Origin of the sequence: Micromonospora sp. L31, assembly GCF_052068075.1 — a bacterium.
Classification (GTDB): domain Bacteria; phylum Actinomycetota; class Actinomycetes; order Mycobacteriales; family Micromonosporaceae; genus Micromonospora; species Micromonospora purpureochromogenes.
Map to the genome: position 1 here is coordinate 109,569 of NZ_JBQHDC010000010.1, position 15,935 is coordinate 125,503.

Consider the following 15,935-nt stretch of genomic DNA (forward strand, 5'->3'; position numbering starts at 1 on the left):
CGGAGATGACCGAACCCGAGGAGAGCGACGAGGAGACCGACCGCACCGAACCGATCCTCGCGCCGCCGACGGCGAACCCGGCCCGGGTGCAGGTGCCGCCGGAGGGCCTGAAGCAGCAGACCGACGACGGGAGCCCGGCGCCGTCCGGGCCACCGGAAGAGGAGGCGTGATGGTACGCGAGCAGCGACTCGACCCCGAGGTCGAGGTGATCTGGGACGACTTCCACGCCGAGGTGAACGTCCCCTCCGAACAGTTGCGGCAGTGGCTGTTGACCCGGGGCTCGGGGGAGGAGTCGTTCGGCCCGAACCCGAGCATGGACCTGCCCGAGCCGGGCCGGCAGATCCTGCGGGTGCTCAGCAAGCGCAAGGTGGACCTGACCCCGGAGGACATCGAGGTGATGCGGGAGGCGATCGACCGGATCCGGGCGCTGACCGCGGAGAAGCCGCGCGGCGGCAACGCCGACGACGAGTGGCGGCACGCCCTGCTCGACCTGGGCCACGACGTCCTGGTCGAACGCTGACGCGCACAGGCGGCGGCACCCGGGACGCTCTCCCGGGTGCCGCCGCCCGTCGGTGTCGCCTCGCGCTACGGCTCGGTGCCGAGGCTGGGCAGCTCCAGGCCGGCTGCGGTGGCGGCGGCCTGCCGCTCGGCCCGGGTCTGCTCCTCCTGGGTGACCAGGTTGGCGTACTCGGTGATGTCGGCCGGATCGGGCACCGCCGGCAGCCGACGCAGGAACGCCTCAAGGTCCCGGACGGCGGCGGAGTGCGCGGCGGCGGCCTGACGCAGCAGTTCCCGCTCGTCGACGTCGGGGTAGCGATCGGTCATGGGGTCCAGGTACCCGCCGTCAGGCGATTCGCACCCCGCCGACCGGTCGGGCCCCGAACTCCGGGTGGCGTAGCAGCCAGGCCAGGTAGTCGGGGTGCGGCGCCAGCGAGTCGGTGTACGCCGCCACCGCCGTCTCCAGCACCGCCTCGGCGACCCGGGCGGCGGGGGACTCGGGGTGCCAGCCGAGCAGCAGCCGCCAGCGCAGCGGCACGCCGGCCAGCCGGCGGGTGACCAGACCGTCGACCGGGCGGAAGGTCGCCTGGCACAGCGCCACCGCCTCGCCGGCGTCGACCAGGTCCACGCAGCCGCGCACGTCGGTCTCGTACACCTTGCGGGGGGTGAAGCCGGCCCGGGCGCAGGCGGCGGCGAAGCAGTCGCCGAAGCAGCCCTCGCCCGGCGCGGCGACCCACTGTTCGCGGCGCAGCTCGGCCAGGTCGATCTCCTCCCGGCCGGCCATCGGGTGGCTGGCCGGCAGCAGCACCAGCACCGGGTCGACCGCCACCTCCCGCCAGCAGAGCCCGAACTCCGGGGACGGCGTGGCGTCGCCGCAGACCCCGGTGAGCGCGAAGTCGAGCCGCCCGCCGGCCACCAGCCCGGCCAGCTCCGCGGCCGACCAGGAGGCGTACGTGGTGATCTGCGCCTGCGGCTGCTCGGCCACCAGCCGGTGCACCAGCCGGCCGAGGATCGGGCTGTTCACCCCGCCGAAGCGGTACCGGCCCAGGCTGTCGTCCGCCCCGGCCAGCCGGGCCGCCTCGTCCTGGAGCCCCTTCATCGCCGGCAGCAGCACCCGGGCCCGGGCCAGCACCAGCTCGCCCAGCGCGGTGGGCCGGGCGCCGCGCCGGTCGCGTTCGAACAGCGGGCCGCCGAGGGTGCGCTCGATGCGCTGGAGCTGCGCCGTCAGGGCCGGCTGGGCCAGGCCCAGGGTGGACGCGGCCTTGGTCACGCTCCCCGTCTCGGCGATCGCGCAGACGACCCGCAGGTGTCGCAGCTCCAGATTCATAACGTGACGGTAGGACCACGGCAGGGCGGGCGGAAGGGGCTGGGCGGATCGGCGTCGGACGATGGATCAGTCGCGCCCGTCCCGCTTCAGGTCGGCCAGGTACGTCCGCCGCCCGGTGACCGCGTCGCGCACCTTGTCCACCACGCCCAGCGCCGGCTCGACCACCCGGTTCCACGGCGGGGTGGCCGGCGTACCGGGGTGCGGGCGGGTGGGGGCCGCCTCCTCGGCGATCTCCCACCGGTTGCCCAGCCGGATCAGCTCCGCGTCGGTGGCCACCTCGCGCAGCGGGGTGATCAGCGCCGACACCGCCTCGACGTGCCGGCGGACCCGCGCGGCGACGTCCGCCAGCGCCGGGTCGTCCGGCCCGCCGAGCGACTTGAGCGCGGCCAGCAGCGCCGCGTGGGCCGCCAGTTCCCGGTCGACCCGCTCGGCGCTCTCGGGCAGCGCCGCCCGCGCGGCGGGCAGCAGGTACTGCTCCTCGGCGGAGAGGTGCCGCGAGATCGCCGCGGTCAGCACCTCGGCCACCTCGCGGCGCCGCTCGGGGCTCAGCCGCTGGTCGGTCACCTGGTCGGCCAGGCCGAGCAGTTGCCGGTGCTCGGTGTCGGCGATGTCGGCCATGCTGCGCCCGCCGGGCCGGTAGGCGTCGTCGGCGGTGGGCGGCAGGGGCGGCAGCGGGACGGTCATGAGGCCCTCCTCGACGGGCGGCCGGAGCCTGGGGACGGCCGGCGCGACGGGCGGTGCGGGGTCGCCGACTGCGGTACCCGTACCGCAAGATCGTGAAACGGGGACGGCCCGGGAGTGCCGCGCGGACCCCGACGCGCGCGAGCGCCGGCCGGGCCGCCGCGACAGCTGGCCCGACTGGTAGAAAGAGGCGATGACGAGCGACCCCGCCTCCGCCCGACCCGACCCCACCGACGAGGTCGTGGAACTCTGCCGCGACCTGCTGCGCATCGACACCACCAACACCGGTGACAACGCCACCAGCGCGGGGGAGCGGCTGGCCGCGGAGTACGTCGCGGAGAAGCTGGCCGAGGTCGGCGTCGAGTCGCAGATCCACGAGTCGGCGCCCGGCCGGGCCAACCTCGTCGCCCGGATCCCCGGCACCGACCCGGGCCGGGACGCCCTGCTGGTGCACGGCCACCTGGACGTGGTGCCCGCGGACGCCGACGAGTGGTCGGTGCACCCGTTCTCCGGGGAGATCCGCGACGGCTACCTGTGGGGCCGGGGCGCGATCGACATGAAGGACTTCGACGCCATGGTGCTGGCCGTGGTGCGGCACTGGCAGCGCACCGGCGTGCGCCCGCCGCGCGACATCGTGCTGGCCTACACCGCCGACGAGGAGGCGGGCAGCGACTACGGCGCGCACTTCCTGGTGCAGCGGCACCGGGAGCTCTTCGACGGCTGCACCGAGGCGATCGGCGAGGTCGGTGGCTTCTCCTACGCCATCGACGACGCGTCCCGGCTCTATCTGATCGAGACGGCGGAGAAGGGGCTGGACTGGCTGCGGCTGCACGCCAAGGGCCGGCCCGGGCACGGCTCGTTCATCCACGACGACAACGCGGTCACCGCGCTCGCCGAGGCGGTCGCCCGGGTCGGGCGGCACCGCTTCCCGGTCACCGTCACCCCGACCGTGCGGGCCTTCCTCGAAGAGGTCTCCGACGTGCTCGGCGTCGAGCTGGACCCGGACGACCCGGAGGCGGCGATCGCCAAGCTCGGCCCGATCGCCAACATCATCGGGGCGACCATCCGCAGTACCGCCAACCCGACCCGGCTGGCCGCCGGCTACAAGGACAACGTCATCCCCGGTCGGGCCACCGCCACCATCGACTGCCGCAGCCTGCCCGGGCAGTCGGAGATGCTGGAGCGTCAGCTGCGCGAGCTGGTCGGACCGGACATCGACATCGAGTACATCCAGCGCCAGCCGGCCCTGGAGACCACCTTCGACGGTGACCTGGTCGAGGCGATGTCGGCGGCGCTGCGCGCGGAGGACCCGGGCGCCCGCCCGGTGCCGTACATGCTCTCCGGCGGCACCGACGCCAAGGCGTTCTCCCAGCTCGGCATCCGCTGCTTCGGGTTCGCGCCGCTGCGACTGCCGGCCGACCTCAACTTCTCCGCCCTGTTCCACGGCATCGACGAGCGGGTACCGGTCGACGGACTACAGTTCGGCGTGCGGGTCCTCGACCGGTTCCTGCGCACCTGCTGACCGGGTCCGTCGCCGGACCGCATCCTCCCCATCGCGAAGGGACTCCCTCATGACCGACCAGCACGGTGAGCTGGACGCTGCTCTGGAGCGCGTGATCGACGCCGCCCGAGCCCACCTGACGGCCGTGCGCGCCGCCCAGGGCCGGATCGACGACGACGGCGTCTGGCAGGCGTACGTGGCGTTGAACAACGCCTCGTACGCCTACGACGAGCAGCTGCTCGACGCGTTCGGCGAGGTCACCCCGTGGGACGTCGAGTCGATCGACCCCGACGAGGCCGACGAGCGGTTCGGCGGCGCCGAGGGTGTCGAGGCCAGCGACCCGCACCCGGCGGTGATCTCGGTGCGGCAGCGCCGCGACTACCGGGTGCCGAGCGTGTCCGCGCTGATCCGGGTCGCCGAGGCGGCCCGCCGTGAGGGCACGCCGGAGGAGGACGAGCCGGCGCCCGTCGAGGGGGTCGGCGAGGCGGTGCTGGAGCTGCTGCAGAGCGGGGACGGCTCGCTGAGCGCGCTGGACGTGCCGGAGCTGGAACCGCTCGACGGCGTGGTGATGGTCAGCGAGGTGGGCACCCCGGTCGACCTGGAGTCCTTCGACGACGACGACCCGGTGGGCCCGTTCCAGCCGGCCGCCGACGACCGTCTCGTCGGGCGGCTCGACGAGCACCCGTTCCTCGACGAGGACGAGCACGACCACGCCGGGCACGGCCACTAGGCCCTGGGCCGCGACGCCCCCGGGGCCCGACCGTGCGGTCCGGCCCCGGGCGCGTGGGCAGCCGACCCGGGTACGCCGGGCGGCGTGCCCGCCGTCAGTAGGACAGACCCGGCTGCGGCTGGTTGACCCGCCGACGGCGCAGCACGACCTGCCGCGTGCCGTCCCGGAACAGCCGCACCCGGGCCAACTCCCAACCGGAGAACTCCGCCTGGATCGCCAGCTGCGCCGCGGCGGTCAACCGGTCGACGTTCGGCGGCAGCCGCAGCGGCGCGTATTCGTAGTCCATGGACCTATGCTGCCCAGCCCGCAGGCCGTTCGCCACCCCCTCCCGCGTGACCCGCGCCGCTGGCCGGCCGCCCCGGCACCGCCACGGCCCCGGACGGCACCGCTCGCCCGGTTTCCCCAGCTATGCGTGCGGCGTCCCTCGGGGTACCCGCCCGCGCCGCCGCACCCCTGTGGTGCGTTTCGTGGCGACCATCCGGCTCGAGCCGGGCACCTGGTCGCAGGAAAACGCGACGGCCCTGACGGCGGGCCCGACGAGCCCGCCGTGGTGGGTCGAGGCCGCCCGGTGGCGGCGTCGTGGTCCAGCGTCGCAGCGGTGCCGTGCCGGCGAACGGCGCGGCCGGCCGCCGCCGGCCGGTACCGACGGGGGGTCTTCGCCCCGCCGCGCCCCGCGTACCATGCGCCGGTGCCGCTCACCATGATCGTGACCCCACCCCGCACTGGCCGCGCCGCTCCGCTGCTCGCGCAAGTCGTCGCCGGGCTGGTGGCTACGTTGCTCCTCGCCGGCTGCGGCCTCGTCGTCCGGCCCCGCCCCGCCGCCGCGCTGCGGTTCGAGTTCGCCCCCACCACCGGGGACGGGTACATGAACCAGGTGCTCACGATCGTCAACGAGGGCACCCAGGTGCTCGCGCCGACGCTGGAGTTCACCGCGCTGGACGCCGCCGGGCGCGAGCTGCCCAGCGTGCGGGTCGCCACGGTCTTCGGCAGCGACCGGGGCCGGCTGGTCGTCCCGCCAGGCGCCGGCGTCGACGTGCTGACCTTCACCGGTGCCGGAGCCCGGGCGGCCGAGGACGTGACCGTCTCGGTGCGCACCGCGGAGCCGGTGGACGCCCCGGCCGTCGACGTCGAACCGGTGGTGACCCCGGTGGACGACGGCGGCCGCGTGCTGGACCGCAACAGCCGGTTCACGGCCGTGTCGGTGCGCAACGACGACAGCGAGCAGATGAGTGTCCGGCTCGTGTACATCATCTGGACCGACCCGCCGGCCGACCAGCGGCAGCAGGCCGAGCGGGTGGTGCCGGTCGGCGACCTGATCGTCCTACCGCCCAAGCACACCACCCTGGTGCCGGTGACCGGGGAGGCGCGGGCCGCCGTGGCGGATGCGGCGGGCCGTGTCCCGACCAGCATCAAGGCGTACCTGTCCCGTTGACGTTCTCCCCGCCCTGAAGGACGGGGGGTCCCTTCGTGCTGCGCGTGGAACAGCGCGCAGCGGGCGGGTGGATTCCTGCTTCCTCGCGCGGTGCCGGCACGGGTGCCGGGCTTACCTGCGCTCCACAGGCGTTCAGGCTCTCGGCGCGTCCCGCCGCGAGCACGTTGATGGCCGCGTTGACGTCCCGGTCGTGGACCGCTCCGCGGGGGCAGGTCCACGACCGGATGTTCAGCGGTTTGGGTCCGTCGAGCCGGCTGCACACCGAGCACGTCTGCGACGTGGGCGCGAACCGGTCGATCTTTGCGAAGGTGCGCCCGTGTTTCAGCACGGGCCATGACCGGGCTCGGCCGGCCACGGCGGGAGCGCCGCCGGTCGGGGTGCCGACGGTGGGGTCACCCCGGTCGGGCGCCGACGACGCGACCAACGCGAGCGGCCGGTAAGGCGACCGCGCCGATCCGGCGTGACCCAGGTGCGGCGGGGACGCCGGTCAGCGGGAGGTGGTGCCCGGTTCCTCCACGGTGGCCGGAGCGAGGGGTCCCGGCGGATCGGTCGGGTCGTTCGCGGCGAGCAGCGCGGCCAGCGCCGGGGCGGTCAGCGTCAGGCCGTGGGCGGCGCCCGGGTCGACGGCGAGGCCCCAGCCCGGGTCCGGCCAGTCCGCCAGCAGGTCGGCGGCGGACAGCGCGACGAACGGCACCCCGACCCCGGCGAAGGCGGTCAGCGCGTCCGCCGAGGTGAAGACCGGCAGCAGCGGCCCGCGGTCCGCCCCGACGACGACCGTCCACGGAAAGTCCCGGTCGGGCGACGGTTCGCCGGCCAGCGGTACGCAGACCGGGCCGGCGGCGAGCACCCCCAGGTAGCGGGGCAGGTCGTGCGCGGCCGCCGCCCGGGCGAGCAGTTCGGCCGGCTCCGGCTCGGCCGGGCGCGACCCGCCGTCGTCCGCGACCGTATCCCCGGGGGAGACGGCGTCGGCGGCCGACGCGTCGGCCCCGGCGCCGCCCTCGAGCGGCGAGGGAACGCCGGCGCCGGCCTCGATCGGCACGGCGACGCCGACGGCCGCTGGCACGGCGACGCCGACGCCGGCCGGTGCGGGCGCGCCGACACCGGACCCGGCTCTGTCGGTCACCTCGACGCGGGTTGCCGTCGGCGGTTCCGCCCCGCCGTCGAGCGGGAGCACCCGACAGGAGAGCGCGGCCGGGTCGGCGGTCAGCGCGACGGCGGCGGTCCGGGCGGCGAAGCCGCTCCACCAGTGCAGGCCCTCGGCGGTACGCGGGGTGGCGTACCACCAGTCGCCGTCGTCGCCGGGCCGCCAGCCCAGCTCGGCCAGCCGCTGCCCCTCGTACCCGGGGCAGTGGCCCTCGACGGTGTCGCGGCGCACGGACAGCCGGATCCGGCGCGATCCGGCGCTGAGTTCCAGGTCGGTGTCCCGGTCGCAGGCGACGAGCGTGCGGTGCAGCCGGGCCACGATCTCCGGCCAGCCGGTCGCGGTCACGCCGGCGGCCTCGGCAGCCGGGCGTCCAGGGCGCCGAGTCGGGCGACGGCCTCCTCCAGACGGCCCAACGCCGCGAAGTCGCCCGGCTTGCCGAACAGCTCGGTCAGGCCCGCCCCGAGCGTCGCGTCGAGACCCTCGGTGCGCTCGTCGAGCTGGGCGGTCGCCGCCGCCCGGGCCCGCCGGTACGCCTCCAGCACCATCCTCGCCAGGTCGGCGCTGCCGGAGCGCAGCGCCGCCGGCTCGAAGGTCAGGTCGGTGAGCCCTCCGGTGGCGTCCACGGTGGCCGACACCAGGCCCGTGTCGTCGGTGGCGGTGCCGTCGACGTCGTCGAGGCCGGCGTGCAGCCCGGCGAAACGGCGTTCGATGTCGGCGAGCCGGCCGGCGAGCGCGTCCAGACCGGACAGCGGATCAGTCATGCGGGCTTCCTCCCCCTTGGTTCCTCCTCGGGCCGGGGTGGCGGCCGGAGGCCGGGGAATCGTATCTTCGACCCGCGTCGGATGCGGGGGAGGAACGGCGATGGCAGCTGACATCGAAGTGGACGTGACGGCCGTGAAACGGCTGGAGGCGGCCGCCACCGGAGTGGCCAACGCGCTGGGCGCGCTGGAGAGCCGGGTGGTGGCCGCGGGTGACCTGCCCGACGGCGCCTTCGGTCACCTGCCGTTCGCCAGCGACATGCTGCGCGCCAAGTACGCCGAGCAGGTCGCCGACGGCACGACGCTGTTCCGGGCCGGTCAGGACGCGTTCACCCGCGTCGGGGCGGCGCTGGGATCCACCGTCGAGTCGTACGAGCGCAACGAGCAGGACATCGACTCCGGCTTCCGGGCGATGCGCGAGGGGATGGGCCGGTGAGCGGACCCGCCGGTAGCGCCGTCCAGCTCTGGAACGGCATCGACAACGCGCTGTCCGGTGTGGAGGACGTGGTCGACAGCGTCTGCCGCACCCTCGCCTGGCCGCTCATCCAGCTGGTCGACATGGTCGACGGCGAGCCGGAGGCGCTGCGCGCCCGGGCCGGTGACTGGGACGCCCTCGCCGCCCAGGTGCGCGAGCTGGCGCTGAGCCACCGCGGCGTGCGCGAGGCCGAGCAGCCCGGCTGGCGGTCGCCGGCGGGGGAGGCGTACGGCAAGCGCCTCGCCGAGGTCGAGCAGCAGCTGCTGGACGTGGCGGGGCAGTTCACCGCCACCGCCGAGTACCTGCGCGGGGTCGCCGAGGCCCTGCAGATCGTGCACGAGGTGCTGGTCGACCTCTGCGTCGAGTTCGTCAACTGGATGCTGGTCACCCTGGTGACCGCCCTGCTCATGGCGCCGTTCACCGCCGGGGCGTCGTGGGCGGCCGGCCTGGCGGTCACCGTGACCCGCGGCATGATCGTGCTCACCCGGTCGCTGAAGATCATCCGTCCGCTCGCCACCCACCTGCAGAAGGTCATCCGGCTGCTCCAGCGGGTCATGCTCTACCTGCGCAAGCTGCGCAACCACCTGGACAAGCTGGTGGACAAGCAGAAGGCGCTGCGGATGGGGCAGAAGGCGATCGACAAGCGGCGCGCCGCCGGCAAGGCCGACAAGTGGTTCCACAAGATCACCGACCCGGCGCAGGGCACCTTCAAGCTCGGCAAGTCCGGGTCGCCGTTCGACATGGGGATGCTGGAGCGGGCCGGCGCCCTGCGCGCGCACGGCCTGGCCGACGGCGGCCGGATGATCGCCCAGAACTGGGCCACCAACCTGCCCTGGAACGTGCCGAACTCGGTCGTGCACGGGGCGGTGTGGGGCGGCACCGCCCTGGTCAGTGGCCTGTCGGTACCCGGCTCCGACCTGGTCAAGGACGAGATCGGCGACGTGGTGCAGGGCGGCGCCGACTGGATCGACCAGAATGTCTTCGGGCAGCCACCCGCCGAGCAGCAGCCGGCGGGCCGCTGACCGGCGACGGAGGAGGTACGGCGTGACGGGTGCGTGGGGACGGCTCGGGCGGCTCGGCGACGCGGTGCGCGACGGCGCGCGGGTGGCCCGCGACCGGGCCCGCGCGCTGCGGGACGAGTTCCGCACCTCCGACGAGCCGGAGCGGGCCCTGGTCGCCCCCCTGGTGACCGGGCAGGAGCTGCGCTACGTCGGCCTGGCCCCGGTGCGGGCGCACGAGACGCACCGCGCCGGCAGCCAGTTCGTCGACCACGTCGGCACCGAGGTCGCCGAGGCGCTCGATCCTCGGGCGCTGTTCGGGCTGCTGAACATCGTCAACCCGGTGGCCTGGGTGGAGGCGGTGCTGACCCCGGTCCGGATCGTGGCCGGGGTGCTGCTGCTGCCCGGCAAGGCGGCCGCGCTCGCGGCGGGGCTGCCCGAGGCGGCCGGTCGGGAGGTGGCCGTCGAGCCCACCCCGGCGGTTCCGCAACCCCGGCCGGTGCTGCCGCTCACCGCTGAGCAGGAGGCGTTCCGGGCGCTGTTCCGGCTCAGCCAGCACCGCCCGCTCGCCGACCAGCTCGCCGAGATCGCCTACCGCCGCCGGTACGTCTTCAGCGGCGACCTGGCCACCCTCGCCGGCAGCCTGCTGCTGTTCCTGGAGCGCTACACCGGCACCCCGCTCGCGGTCACCGACACCCACCTGCACCTGCTGCGGATGGGGCGCCGCCCGGACGAGGGCCGGCCGGACCGGCGCGAGCCGCGGCTGCTGTGGAGCGTGGAGCGGCGGCGGATCACCCGGATCGACTGCGAACACGGGTCGGCGCGGCTGATGCAGTTCCCGGCGACTCTGCACTTCGACGACGGCTCGTGGATCCGGATCGTCAACCCGGCCACCCGCGACGACCAGGCCCGCTTCCTGGCGGCCGTCCGGGAGATCCCCGGCGACCGGCCCACCCTCGACTGATCGGCCCACCGGCGCGCACCGGCCGGCCTGCCCGCCGGCCCCGGACCGGTGCCTCAGCCGTCGCGTTCCGGGTAGCCCACCGGCACCGCCGAGACGTCGTCCAGCGCCGTGGTGATCTCCGCCGGCAGGGTCATCCGCTCCACCTGGAGCGCGCCGAGGAGCTGCCCCACCGTCCGGGCGCCCAGGATCGGCGCGGTGACGCCCGGCCGGTCCCGGATCCAGGCCAGCGCCACCTCCGTCGGCGACACGCCCAGCCCGCCGGCGGCGGTGGCCACCGCCTCCACGATGCTGGAGCAGCGCGGCTCCAGGTAGGTGGCGACGAACCGTTCGAAGTGCGGCGAGGCGGCCCGCGAGTCGGCCGGCCGGCCGTGCCGGTACTTGCCGGTGAGCACCCCACGGCCCAGCGGGGACCAGGGCAGCACGCCCAGCCCGAGCGCGCCGCAGGCCGGCAGCACCTCCCGTTCGACGCCCCGCTCCAGCAGCGAGTACTCCACCTGCGCGGCGATCACCGGGGCGCGCCCCGGCCAGGCCGCCTGCCACGCGGCGGCGCGGGCGGTCTGCCAGCCGGAGAAGTTCGACACGCCGACGTAGCGGACCCGGCCGCTGGCGACCGCGTGGTCCAGCGCCGCCAGGGTCTCCTCCAGCGGCGTGTCCGGGTCGTACCCGTGGACCTGCCACAGGTCGACGTGGTCGGTGCCCAGGCGGCGCAGCGAGGCGTCCAGGGTGCGCAGCAGGTGCCCGCGCGAGCCGTCCCGGCGCCGGCCGCTGCCCGGCCGCAGCCCCGCCTTGGTGGCGATGAGCAGCTCGTCCCGGGGGACCAGGGCGCCCAGCAGCGAGCCGAGCACCGACTCCGCGTCACCGTCGCCGAAGACATCCGCGGTGTCGACGAGGTTGCCGCCCGCGTCGAGGTAACTCTTCAGCTGGGCGGCCGCGTCGTCGGCGTCGGTGTCCCGGCCCCACGTCATGGTGCCGAGCGCGAGCCGGGAAACCGCCAGCCCGCTTCGGCCGAGCGGTCGCTGTTGCATGGGTGAACCTTATTTCGAACCTGGCGTCACGGATATCCTCGCTCCCGTCATCTCTGCCCGCCACGTCGCCGATCCGACCGTGGCCGGGCCCCGCGCTGGTCGCCGGGCACCCCGGCGGGCCCGGGTGAGCCGGTGATCGGGTCCACCGCCGCCATTGCGTACCCTGGTGCGACCTGTGGTGCGGATGGGGGAGGATCCAGTGCGACTCGGGCTCAGCCTCGGATACCAGACGGCGTGGAGCACGCCCGCCGACCACCTGGCACTTGCCCAGGAGGCGGACCGGCTCGGTTACTCGGTGGTGTGGGCGGCGGAGGCCTACGGCTCCGACTCGCCCAGCATGCTGGCCTGGATGGCCGGCCAGACCCAGCGGATCGACGTGGGCAGCGCGGTGATGCAGATTCCCGCCCGGACCCCGGCCATGACCGCGATGACCGCGGCCACCATCGACGCGCTCTCCGGCGGCCGGTTCCGGCTCGGCCTGGGCGTCTCGGGGCCGCAGGTCTCGGAGGGCTGGCACGGCGTGCGGTTCGCCAAGCCGCTGGCCCGCACCCGCGAGTATGTCGACATCGTGAAGCTCGCGGTGGCCCGCAAGGAGGTGGCCTACGACGGCGAGCACTACACGCTGCCGCTGCCCGACGGTCCCGGCAAGGCGCTGCGGCTGGGCTTCCACCCGCCCCGCGAGCACATCCCGATCTACCTGGCCGCCGTCGGCCCGAAGAACCTGGAGCTGGCCGGCGAGATCGCCGACGGCTGGCTGGCCGTCTTCTACGCCCCGGAGTTCGCCGAGGAGCAGCTCGCGTCGGTGCGCGCCGGCCGGGCGAGGGCCGGCAAGGAACTGGCCGGCTTCGACGTGGTCCCCTCCGTGCCGGTGGTGGTCGGCGACGACATCGCCACCTGCGCCGAGCTGGTCCGCTGGTACGCCGCGCTCTACGTCGGCGGGATGGGCAGCCGCCAGCAGAACTTCTACAACCAGCTCGCCACCCGGATGGGCTACGGCGACGCCGCCCGCGAGGTGCAGGACCTCTACCTGGCCAAGCGCCAGCGCGACGCGGCCGCCGCGGTGCCGATGGAGTTCATCGACCGCACGTCGCTGCTCGGCCCCAAGGAGCGCATCGCCGAGCGGCTGCGCGAGTACGCGGCGGCGGGCGTGACCACTCTCTCGGTGACCCTCTTCGTCGCCGACCGGGACAGCGGCGTGCAGACCCTGCGTACCGTCGCCGAGGCGCTGGAGCTGTCCGGGGTCGGCGAGTGACCTGGGTCGAAGCCATCGTCCTGGGCATCGTCCAGGGACTCACCGAGTTCCTGCCGGTCAGCTCGTCCGGACACCTGCGGATCACCTCCGCGATCTTCTTCGACCGGGACGCCGGCGCCTCCTTCACCGCGGTGACCCAGCTGGGCACCGAGGCGGCGGTGCTGATCTACTTCGCCAAGGACATCTGGCGGATCACCCGCACCTGGCTGCTCGGCCTGCGGGACCGCTCGGTACGCGCCAGCCTCGACTACCGGATGGGCTGGTACGTGATCGTCGGCTCGATCCCGATCGGGCTGTTCGGCTTTGTGTTCAAGGACCAGATCCGCACCGCCGGCCGCAACCTGTGGGTGGTCGCCACCACCCTGATCGTGTTCGCCTTCGTGCTCGCCTTCGCCGAGTACTGGGGGCGGCAGACCCGCACCCTGGAGAACTTCCGGATGCGCGACGGCGTGGTGATGGGTTTCGCCCAGGCGATGGCGCTGATCCCCGGGGTGTCCCGCTCCGGCGGCACGCTCACCGCCGGCCTGCTGCTCAACCTCACCCGGGAGGCGGCGGCGCGGTACTCGTTCCTGCTGGCCATCCCGGCGGTGGTGATGTCCGGGATCTTCAGCGTCGGTGACGTGTTCGAGCCGGCCGCGCCGGGCACCTCGGTGCCGAGCGTGGCGCAGATGGTGGTGGCCACCGCGATCGCCTTCGCCATCGGCTACGCCGCGATCGCCTGGCTGCTGCGCTACGTGGCCCACCACACCCTGTACGTCTTCGTGCTCTACCGGGTGGCGCTCGGCACGTTGGTGCTCGCGCTGCTGCTCACCGGCACGATCAGCGCCACCTGAGGCGTACCGGCGACGACCGCCGGCGACGGCCCCCGACACCTCGGTGCCGGGGGCCGTCGCGTGCGCGGCCTGCGCCTAGGGTGGTGTCGTGGCGACCCTTCTGCTTCTGCGACACGGCCGGACGACGGCGAACGCCGACGGCGGGCTGGCCGGCCGCCAGCCGGTCGAGCTGGACGACACCGGCCGGGCCCAGGCCACCGCGGTCGGCGAGCGGCTGCGCGCCCTGCCCCTGGCCACCGTGGTGACCAGCCCGCTGATCCGCTGCCGGCAGACCCTGGAGCTGGCGTTGCCGCAGGTGCAGCCGGTGGTCGAGGAGGGCCTGATCGAGTGCGGCTACGGCGCCTGGGAGGGGCAGCCGCTGAAGAAGCTGGCCAGGGAGCCGCTCTGGCCGGTGGTGCAGCAGCACCCGAGCGCGGTGGTCTTCCCCGAGGGCGAGTCGATGGCGGCGATGGCGGCGCGGGCGGTCGCCGCGGTGCGCACCTGGGACGCCGCGGTCACCGCCGAGCACGGGCCCGAGGCGGTCTGGCTGGCGTGCAGCCACGGCGATGTGATCAAGGCCATCGTGGCGGACGCGCTCGGCGTACACCTGGATCTCTTCCAGCGCATCGTCGCGGACCCGGCGTCGGTCACCGCGATCCGCTACACGCCGCTGCGGCCCTTCCTGGTCCGGCTCAACGACACCGGCGGTGACCTCGGCGGGCTGGTGCCGCCGCCGCGCAAGCGGCGCCGGCGGGCCACCCGGCCCACCGACTCGGACGCCGCGGTCGGCGGCGGTGCGGGGGCGACCGGGTGAGGCGGCCCGCCACGCCCGGCGCGGCGCGAGCGGCTGCGGGCGTTTCGCCCTCGGCTGAACCACCCTCGGTGCGGTGCGCGACGCCTCCGTGTGCCGGATAGGGTCGTGGGTATGACCCACCAGGTGCACGCCTTCGAGCCGCCGGAGCGGTTCGTCGCCGGGACCGTCGGGCCGCCGGGAGAGCGGACGTTCTTCCTCCAGGCGCGCGGCGGTGGCCGGCTGGTCAGCGTCGCGCTGGAGAAGGTGCAGGTGTCCCTGCTCGCCGAGAAGCTGGAGGAGCTGCTCGCCGAGGCCCAGCGCCGGTTCGGCGTCGACCTGCCCGAGGCCGCGCCCACCCTCGTCGGCGACAACGACCCGCTGGACACCCCGGTCGACGAGGAGTTCCGGGTCGGCACCCTCGGGCTGGCCTTCGACGTCGACAGCGCGACCGTGGTGATCGAGGCGATCGCCGCCGGCGAGGCGGAGGTCGAGGTCGAGCTGGGCGACGAGGAGGACGACGACGAGGACGACGTCGAGGAACCGGACGAGGATCTCGACCGGCTCCGGGTGCGGCTGACCCCCGAGGCGACCCGCGAGTTCATCGAGCGGGCCCGCCGGGTGGTCAACGCCGGCCGCCCGCCCTGCCCGCTCTGTGGCCAGCCGCTGGACCCCGCCGGGCACCTCTGCCCGCGGCACAACGGTTACCACCGGTGACGTCGTCGGAGTTGCAGCCCCGCCAGGACGGCAGCGCGGCGCTCCGGCTGCTGCGCGACGGTGAGCTCGCCCTGGAGGGGCGGCTGGTCGACGCCTCCAACACCACCCTGCGCGGAATCCTGACCCTGGGCGGGCGGACGGCCCGCTGCGTCTACAAGCCGGTGCGCGGCGAGCGGCCGCTCTGGGACTTCCCCGACGGCACCCTGGCCGGCCGGGAGGTCGCCGCCTACCTGGTCTCCCGGGCCACCGGCTGGGATCTGGTGCCGCCGACCGTGCTCCGCGACGGCCCGTTCGGCCCCGGTTCCTGCCAGCTCTGGATCGACGAGCCGGACGACGCGGAGCCGCTGGTCGGCTTCGTACCCGCCGAGGCGGTGCCGCCGCGCTGGTTCCCGGTCGCCGCGGCCCGCGACGACGACGGCGCCGCGTACGCCCTGGCGCACGCCGACGACCCGCGGCTGGCCCGGCTGGCGGTGCTCGACGCGGTGCTGAACAACGCCGACCGCAAGGGCGGCCACGTGCTGGTGGGCCCGGACGACAGCCTCTACGGCGTCGACCACGGCGTCTGCTTCCACGTGGAGGAGAAGCTGCGCACGGTGCTCTGGGGCTGGGCCGGCCGGCAACTCCCGCCGGACGCGGTGGAGATGCTCGACGTCCTGGCCGGTCAGGTCGCCGGTGAGCTGGGCGAGGAGCTGTCCGACCACCTGACGCTCGGGGAGATCGCCGAGCTGGCGGCGCGGATCGACCGGCTGCGCGAGACGGGGTGCTACCCGCAGCCCCCGCAGGACTGGCCGGCGATGCCCTGGCCCCCCATGTGAGTCGCTGTCACGTTGA

21 protein-coding genes are annotated in these 15,935 nt (G+C 74.8%); 13 read left to right on the forward strand and 8 right to left on the reverse strand.

The window, feature by feature from the left end:
- Positions 1 to 5: 5 nt before the first annotated feature.
- The gene (locus ACTMS9_RS24420; protein WP_179804587.1) at positions 6 to 170 is read left to right on the forward strand and encodes a hypothetical protein; all 165 of its coding nucleotides are present in this window, start codon (positions 6 to 8) and stop codon (positions 168 to 170) included.
- Positions 170 to 520, forward strand: a complete 351-nt coding sequence (locus ACTMS9_RS24425; protein WP_441148181.1) for a DUF3140 domain-containing protein — start codon at positions 170 to 172, stop codon at positions 518 to 520. The genes ACTMS9_RS24420 and ACTMS9_RS24425 overlap by 1 nt, the downstream gene beginning before the upstream one ends.
- Positions 521 to 585: 65 nt before the next feature.
- Here ACTMS9_RS24425 and ACTMS9_RS24430 read toward each other — a convergent pair whose 3' ends face one another.
- The 3 genes from ACTMS9_RS24430 to ACTMS9_RS24440 all read right to left on the reverse strand — a co-directional run bounded on the left by ACTMS9_RS24430 (position 586) and on the right by ACTMS9_RS24440 (position 2,509).
- Entirely contained in the window at positions 586 to 825 is a 240-nt protein-coding gene (locus ACTMS9_RS24430) for a hypothetical protein (RefSeq protein WP_210779741.1), read from the reverse strand.
- Positions 826 to 844: 19 nt separating this feature from the next.
- The gene (locus tag ACTMS9_RS24435) at positions 845 to 1,825 is read right to left on the reverse strand and encodes a LysR family transcriptional regulator (protein WP_441148180.1); all 981 of its coding nucleotides are present in this window, start codon (positions 1,823 to 1,825) and stop codon (positions 845 to 847) included.
- Positions 1,826 to 1,891: 66 nt separating this feature from the next.
- Positions 1,892 to 2,509 (reverse strand): hemerythrin domain-containing protein, encoded by a 618-nt coding sequence (locus tag ACTMS9_RS24440; protein ID WP_441166114.1) that lies wholly within the window; start codon positions 2,507 to 2,509, stop codon positions 1,892 to 1,894.
- 190 nt (positions 2,510 to 2,699) lie between these two features.
- Here ACTMS9_RS24440 and ACTMS9_RS24445 point away from each other — a divergent pair, with 190 nt between their 5' ends.
- Together ACTMS9_RS24445 and ACTMS9_RS24450 are read left to right on the forward strand one after the other, a co-directional pair.
- Positions 2,700 to 4,028, forward strand: a complete 1,329-nt coding sequence (locus ACTMS9_RS24445) for a M20/M25/M40 family metallo-hydrolase (protein WP_357913710.1) — start codon at positions 2,700 to 2,702, stop codon at positions 4,026 to 4,028.
- Between the two features lie 49 nt (positions 4,029 to 4,077).
- Positions 4,078 to 4,737 carry a hypothetical protein gene (locus ACTMS9_RS24450; RefSeq protein WP_210779807.1) on the forward strand — a complete coding sequence of 220 codons (660 nt, stop codon included), beginning with the start codon at positions 4,078 to 4,080 and terminating at the stop codon, positions 4,735 to 4,737.
- A gap of 94 nt (positions 4,738 to 4,831) precedes the next feature.
- Here ACTMS9_RS24450 and ACTMS9_RS24455 read toward each other — a convergent pair whose 3' ends face one another.
- Positions 4,832 to 5,023, reverse strand: a complete 192-nt coding sequence (locus tag ACTMS9_RS24455) for a DUF5703 family protein (RefSeq protein ID WP_053655860.1) — start codon at positions 5,021 to 5,023, stop codon at positions 4,832 to 4,834.
- A gap of 402 nt (positions 5,024 to 5,425) precedes the next feature.
- Between ACTMS9_RS24455 and ACTMS9_RS24460 the strand changes: the two genes are divergently transcribed.
- The gene (locus ACTMS9_RS24460; RefSeq protein ID WP_441166115.1) at positions 5,426 to 6,169 is read left to right on the forward strand and encodes a hypothetical protein; all 744 of its coding nucleotides are present in this window, start codon (positions 5,426 to 5,428) and stop codon (positions 6,167 to 6,169) included.
- Here ACTMS9_RS24460 and ACTMS9_RS24465 read toward each other — a convergent pair.
- From ACTMS9_RS24465 to ACTMS9_RS24475, 3 genes are all read right to left on the reverse strand, one after another.
- Positions 6,147 to 6,524 (reverse strand): zinc ribbon domain-containing protein, encoded by a 378-nt coding sequence (locus ACTMS9_RS24465; protein WP_441166155.1) that lies wholly within the window; start codon positions 6,522 to 6,524, stop codon positions 6,147 to 6,149. The genes ACTMS9_RS24460 and ACTMS9_RS24465 overlap by 23 nt on opposite strands.
- A 132-nt stretch (positions 6,525 to 6,656) precedes the next feature.
- Positions 6,657 to 7,658 (reverse strand): SseB family protein, encoded by a 1,002-nt coding sequence (locus ACTMS9_RS24470; protein WP_441166116.1) that lies wholly within the window; start codon positions 7,656 to 7,658, stop codon positions 6,657 to 6,659.
- Positions 7,655 to 8,074 carry a YbaB/EbfC family nucleoid-associated protein gene (locus ACTMS9_RS24475; protein WP_210779819.1) on the reverse strand — a complete coding sequence of 140 codons (420 nt, stop codon included), beginning with the start codon at positions 8,072 to 8,074 and terminating at the stop codon, positions 7,655 to 7,657. Before ACTMS9_RS24475 ends, ACTMS9_RS24470 begins: the two co-directional genes overlap by 4 nt.
- Before the next feature lie 100 nt (positions 8,075 to 8,174).
- Here ACTMS9_RS24475 and ACTMS9_RS24480 point away from each other — a divergent pair, with 100 nt between their 5' ends.
- Genes ACTMS9_RS24480 through ACTMS9_RS24490 form a run of 3 tightly spaced genes read left to right on the forward strand, consistent with a single transcriptional unit; the run spans position 8,175 to position 10,508 of the window.
- On the forward strand, positions 8,175 to 8,507 hold the full coding sequence (locus ACTMS9_RS24480; RefSeq protein WP_441166117.1) for a hypothetical protein: 333 nt from the start codon (positions 8,175 to 8,177) through the stop codon (positions 8,505 to 8,507).
- The gene (locus tag ACTMS9_RS24485; protein ID WP_357913703.1) at positions 8,504 to 9,568 is read left to right on the forward strand and encodes a WXG100 family type VII secretion target; all 1,065 of its coding nucleotides are present in this window, start codon (positions 8,504 to 8,506) and stop codon (positions 9,566 to 9,568) included. The genes ACTMS9_RS24480 and ACTMS9_RS24485 overlap by 4 nt, the downstream gene beginning before the upstream one ends.
- Positions 9,569 to 9,590: 22 nt before the next feature.
- Positions 9,591 to 10,508, forward strand: coding sequence for a hypothetical protein (locus ACTMS9_RS24490; RefSeq protein WP_441166118.1), 918 nt, complete (start codon positions 9,591 to 9,593; stop codon positions 10,506 to 10,508).
- A 53-nt stretch (positions 10,509 to 10,561) separates the two neighbouring features.
- Here the strand turns inward: ACTMS9_RS24490 and ACTMS9_RS24495 are convergent, their stop codons facing one another.
- On the reverse strand, positions 10,562 to 11,533 hold the full coding sequence (locus ACTMS9_RS24495; RefSeq protein WP_441148174.1) for an aldo/keto reductase: 972 nt from the start codon (positions 11,531 to 11,533) through the stop codon (positions 10,562 to 10,564).
- Positions 11,534 to 11,732: 199 nt separating this feature from the next.
- Here ACTMS9_RS24495 and ACTMS9_RS24500 point away from each other — a divergent pair, with 199 nt between their 5' ends.
- The 5 genes from ACTMS9_RS24500 (at position 11,733) to ACTMS9_RS24520 (ending at position 15,919) form a co-directional block, all read left to right on the forward strand.
- Positions 11,733 to 12,785 (forward strand): LLM class F420-dependent oxidoreductase, encoded by a 1,053-nt coding sequence (locus ACTMS9_RS24500; RefSeq protein WP_357614443.1) that lies wholly within the window; start codon positions 11,733 to 11,735, stop codon positions 12,783 to 12,785.
- On the forward strand, positions 12,782 to 13,618 hold the full coding sequence (locus ACTMS9_RS24505) for an undecaprenyl-diphosphate phosphatase (protein ID WP_179804601.1): 837 nt from the start codon (positions 12,782 to 12,784) through the stop codon (positions 13,616 to 13,618). The genes ACTMS9_RS24500 and ACTMS9_RS24505 overlap by 4 nt, the downstream gene beginning before the upstream one ends.
- Positions 13,619 to 13,706: 88 nt before the next feature.
- Positions 13,707 to 14,411, forward strand: a complete 705-nt coding sequence (locus ACTMS9_RS24510) for an MSMEG_4193 family putative phosphomutase (protein ID WP_441166119.1) — start codon at positions 13,707 to 13,709, stop codon at positions 14,409 to 14,411.
- 111 nt (positions 14,412 to 14,522) lie between these two features.
- Positions 14,523 to 15,104, forward strand: coding sequence for a DUF3090 domain-containing protein (locus ACTMS9_RS24515; RefSeq protein WP_088962352.1), 582 nt, complete (start codon positions 14,523 to 14,525; stop codon positions 15,102 to 15,104).
- The gene (locus ACTMS9_RS24520; RefSeq protein ID WP_441148172.1) at positions 15,101 to 15,919 is read left to right on the forward strand and encodes an SCO1664 family protein; all 819 of its coding nucleotides are present in this window, start codon (positions 15,101 to 15,103) and stop codon (positions 15,917 to 15,919) included. Before ACTMS9_RS24515 ends, ACTMS9_RS24520 begins: the two co-directional genes overlap by 4 nt.
- Positions 15,920 to 15,935: the final 16 nt, after the last annotated feature.

What these genes read in the sequence shown, in the direction of transcription:
- ACTMS9_RS24440 (WP_441166114.1), bottom strand. Translation starts at nt 2,509, where the DNA reads ATGACCGTCCCGCTGCCGCCCCTGCCGCCCACCGCCGACGACGCCTAC.
- ACTMS9_RS24480 (WP_441166117.1), top strand. Translation starts at nt 8,175, where the DNA reads ATGGCAGCTGACATCGAAGTGGACGTGACGGCCGTGAAACGGCTGGAG.
- ACTMS9_RS24430 (WP_210779741.1), bottom strand. Translation starts at nt 825, where the DNA reads ATGACCGATCGCTACCCCGACGTCGACGAGCGGGAACTGCTGCGTCAG.
- ACTMS9_RS24495 (WP_441148174.1), bottom strand. Translation starts at nt 11,533, where the DNA reads ATGCAACAGCGACCGCTCGGCCGAAGCGGGCTGGCGGTTTCCCGGCTC.
- ACTMS9_RS24475 (WP_210779819.1), bottom strand. Translation starts at nt 8,074, where the DNA reads ATGACTGATCCGCTGTCCGGTCTGGACGCGCTCGCCGGCCGGCTCGCC.
- ACTMS9_RS24445 (WP_357913710.1), top strand. Translation starts at nt 2,700, where the DNA reads ATGACGAGCGACCCCGCCTCCGCCCGACCCGACCCCACCGACGAGGTC.
- ACTMS9_RS24450 (WP_210779807.1), top strand. Translation starts at nt 4,078, where the DNA reads ATGACCGACCAGCACGGTGAGCTGGACGCTGCTCTGGAGCGCGTGATC.
- ACTMS9_RS24420 (WP_179804587.1), top strand. Translation starts at nt 6, where the DNA reads ATGACCGAACCCGAGGAGAGCGACGAGGAGACCGACCGCACCGAACCG.
- ACTMS9_RS24425 (WP_441148181.1), top strand. Translation starts at nt 170, where the DNA reads ATGGTACGCGAGCAGCGACTCGACCCCGAGGTCGAGGTGATCTGGGAC.
- ACTMS9_RS24455 (WP_053655860.1), bottom strand. Translation starts at nt 5,023, where the DNA reads ATGGACTACGAATACGCGCCGCTGCGGCTGCCGCCGAACGTCGACCGG.
- ACTMS9_RS24515 (WP_088962352.1), top strand. Translation starts at nt 14,523, where the DNA reads ATGACCCACCAGGTGCACGCCTTCGAGCCGCCGGAGCGGTTCGTCGCC.
- ACTMS9_RS24435 (WP_441148180.1), bottom strand. Translation starts at nt 1,825, where the DNA reads ATGAATCTGGAGCTGCGACACCTGCGGGTCGTCTGCGCGATCGCCGAG.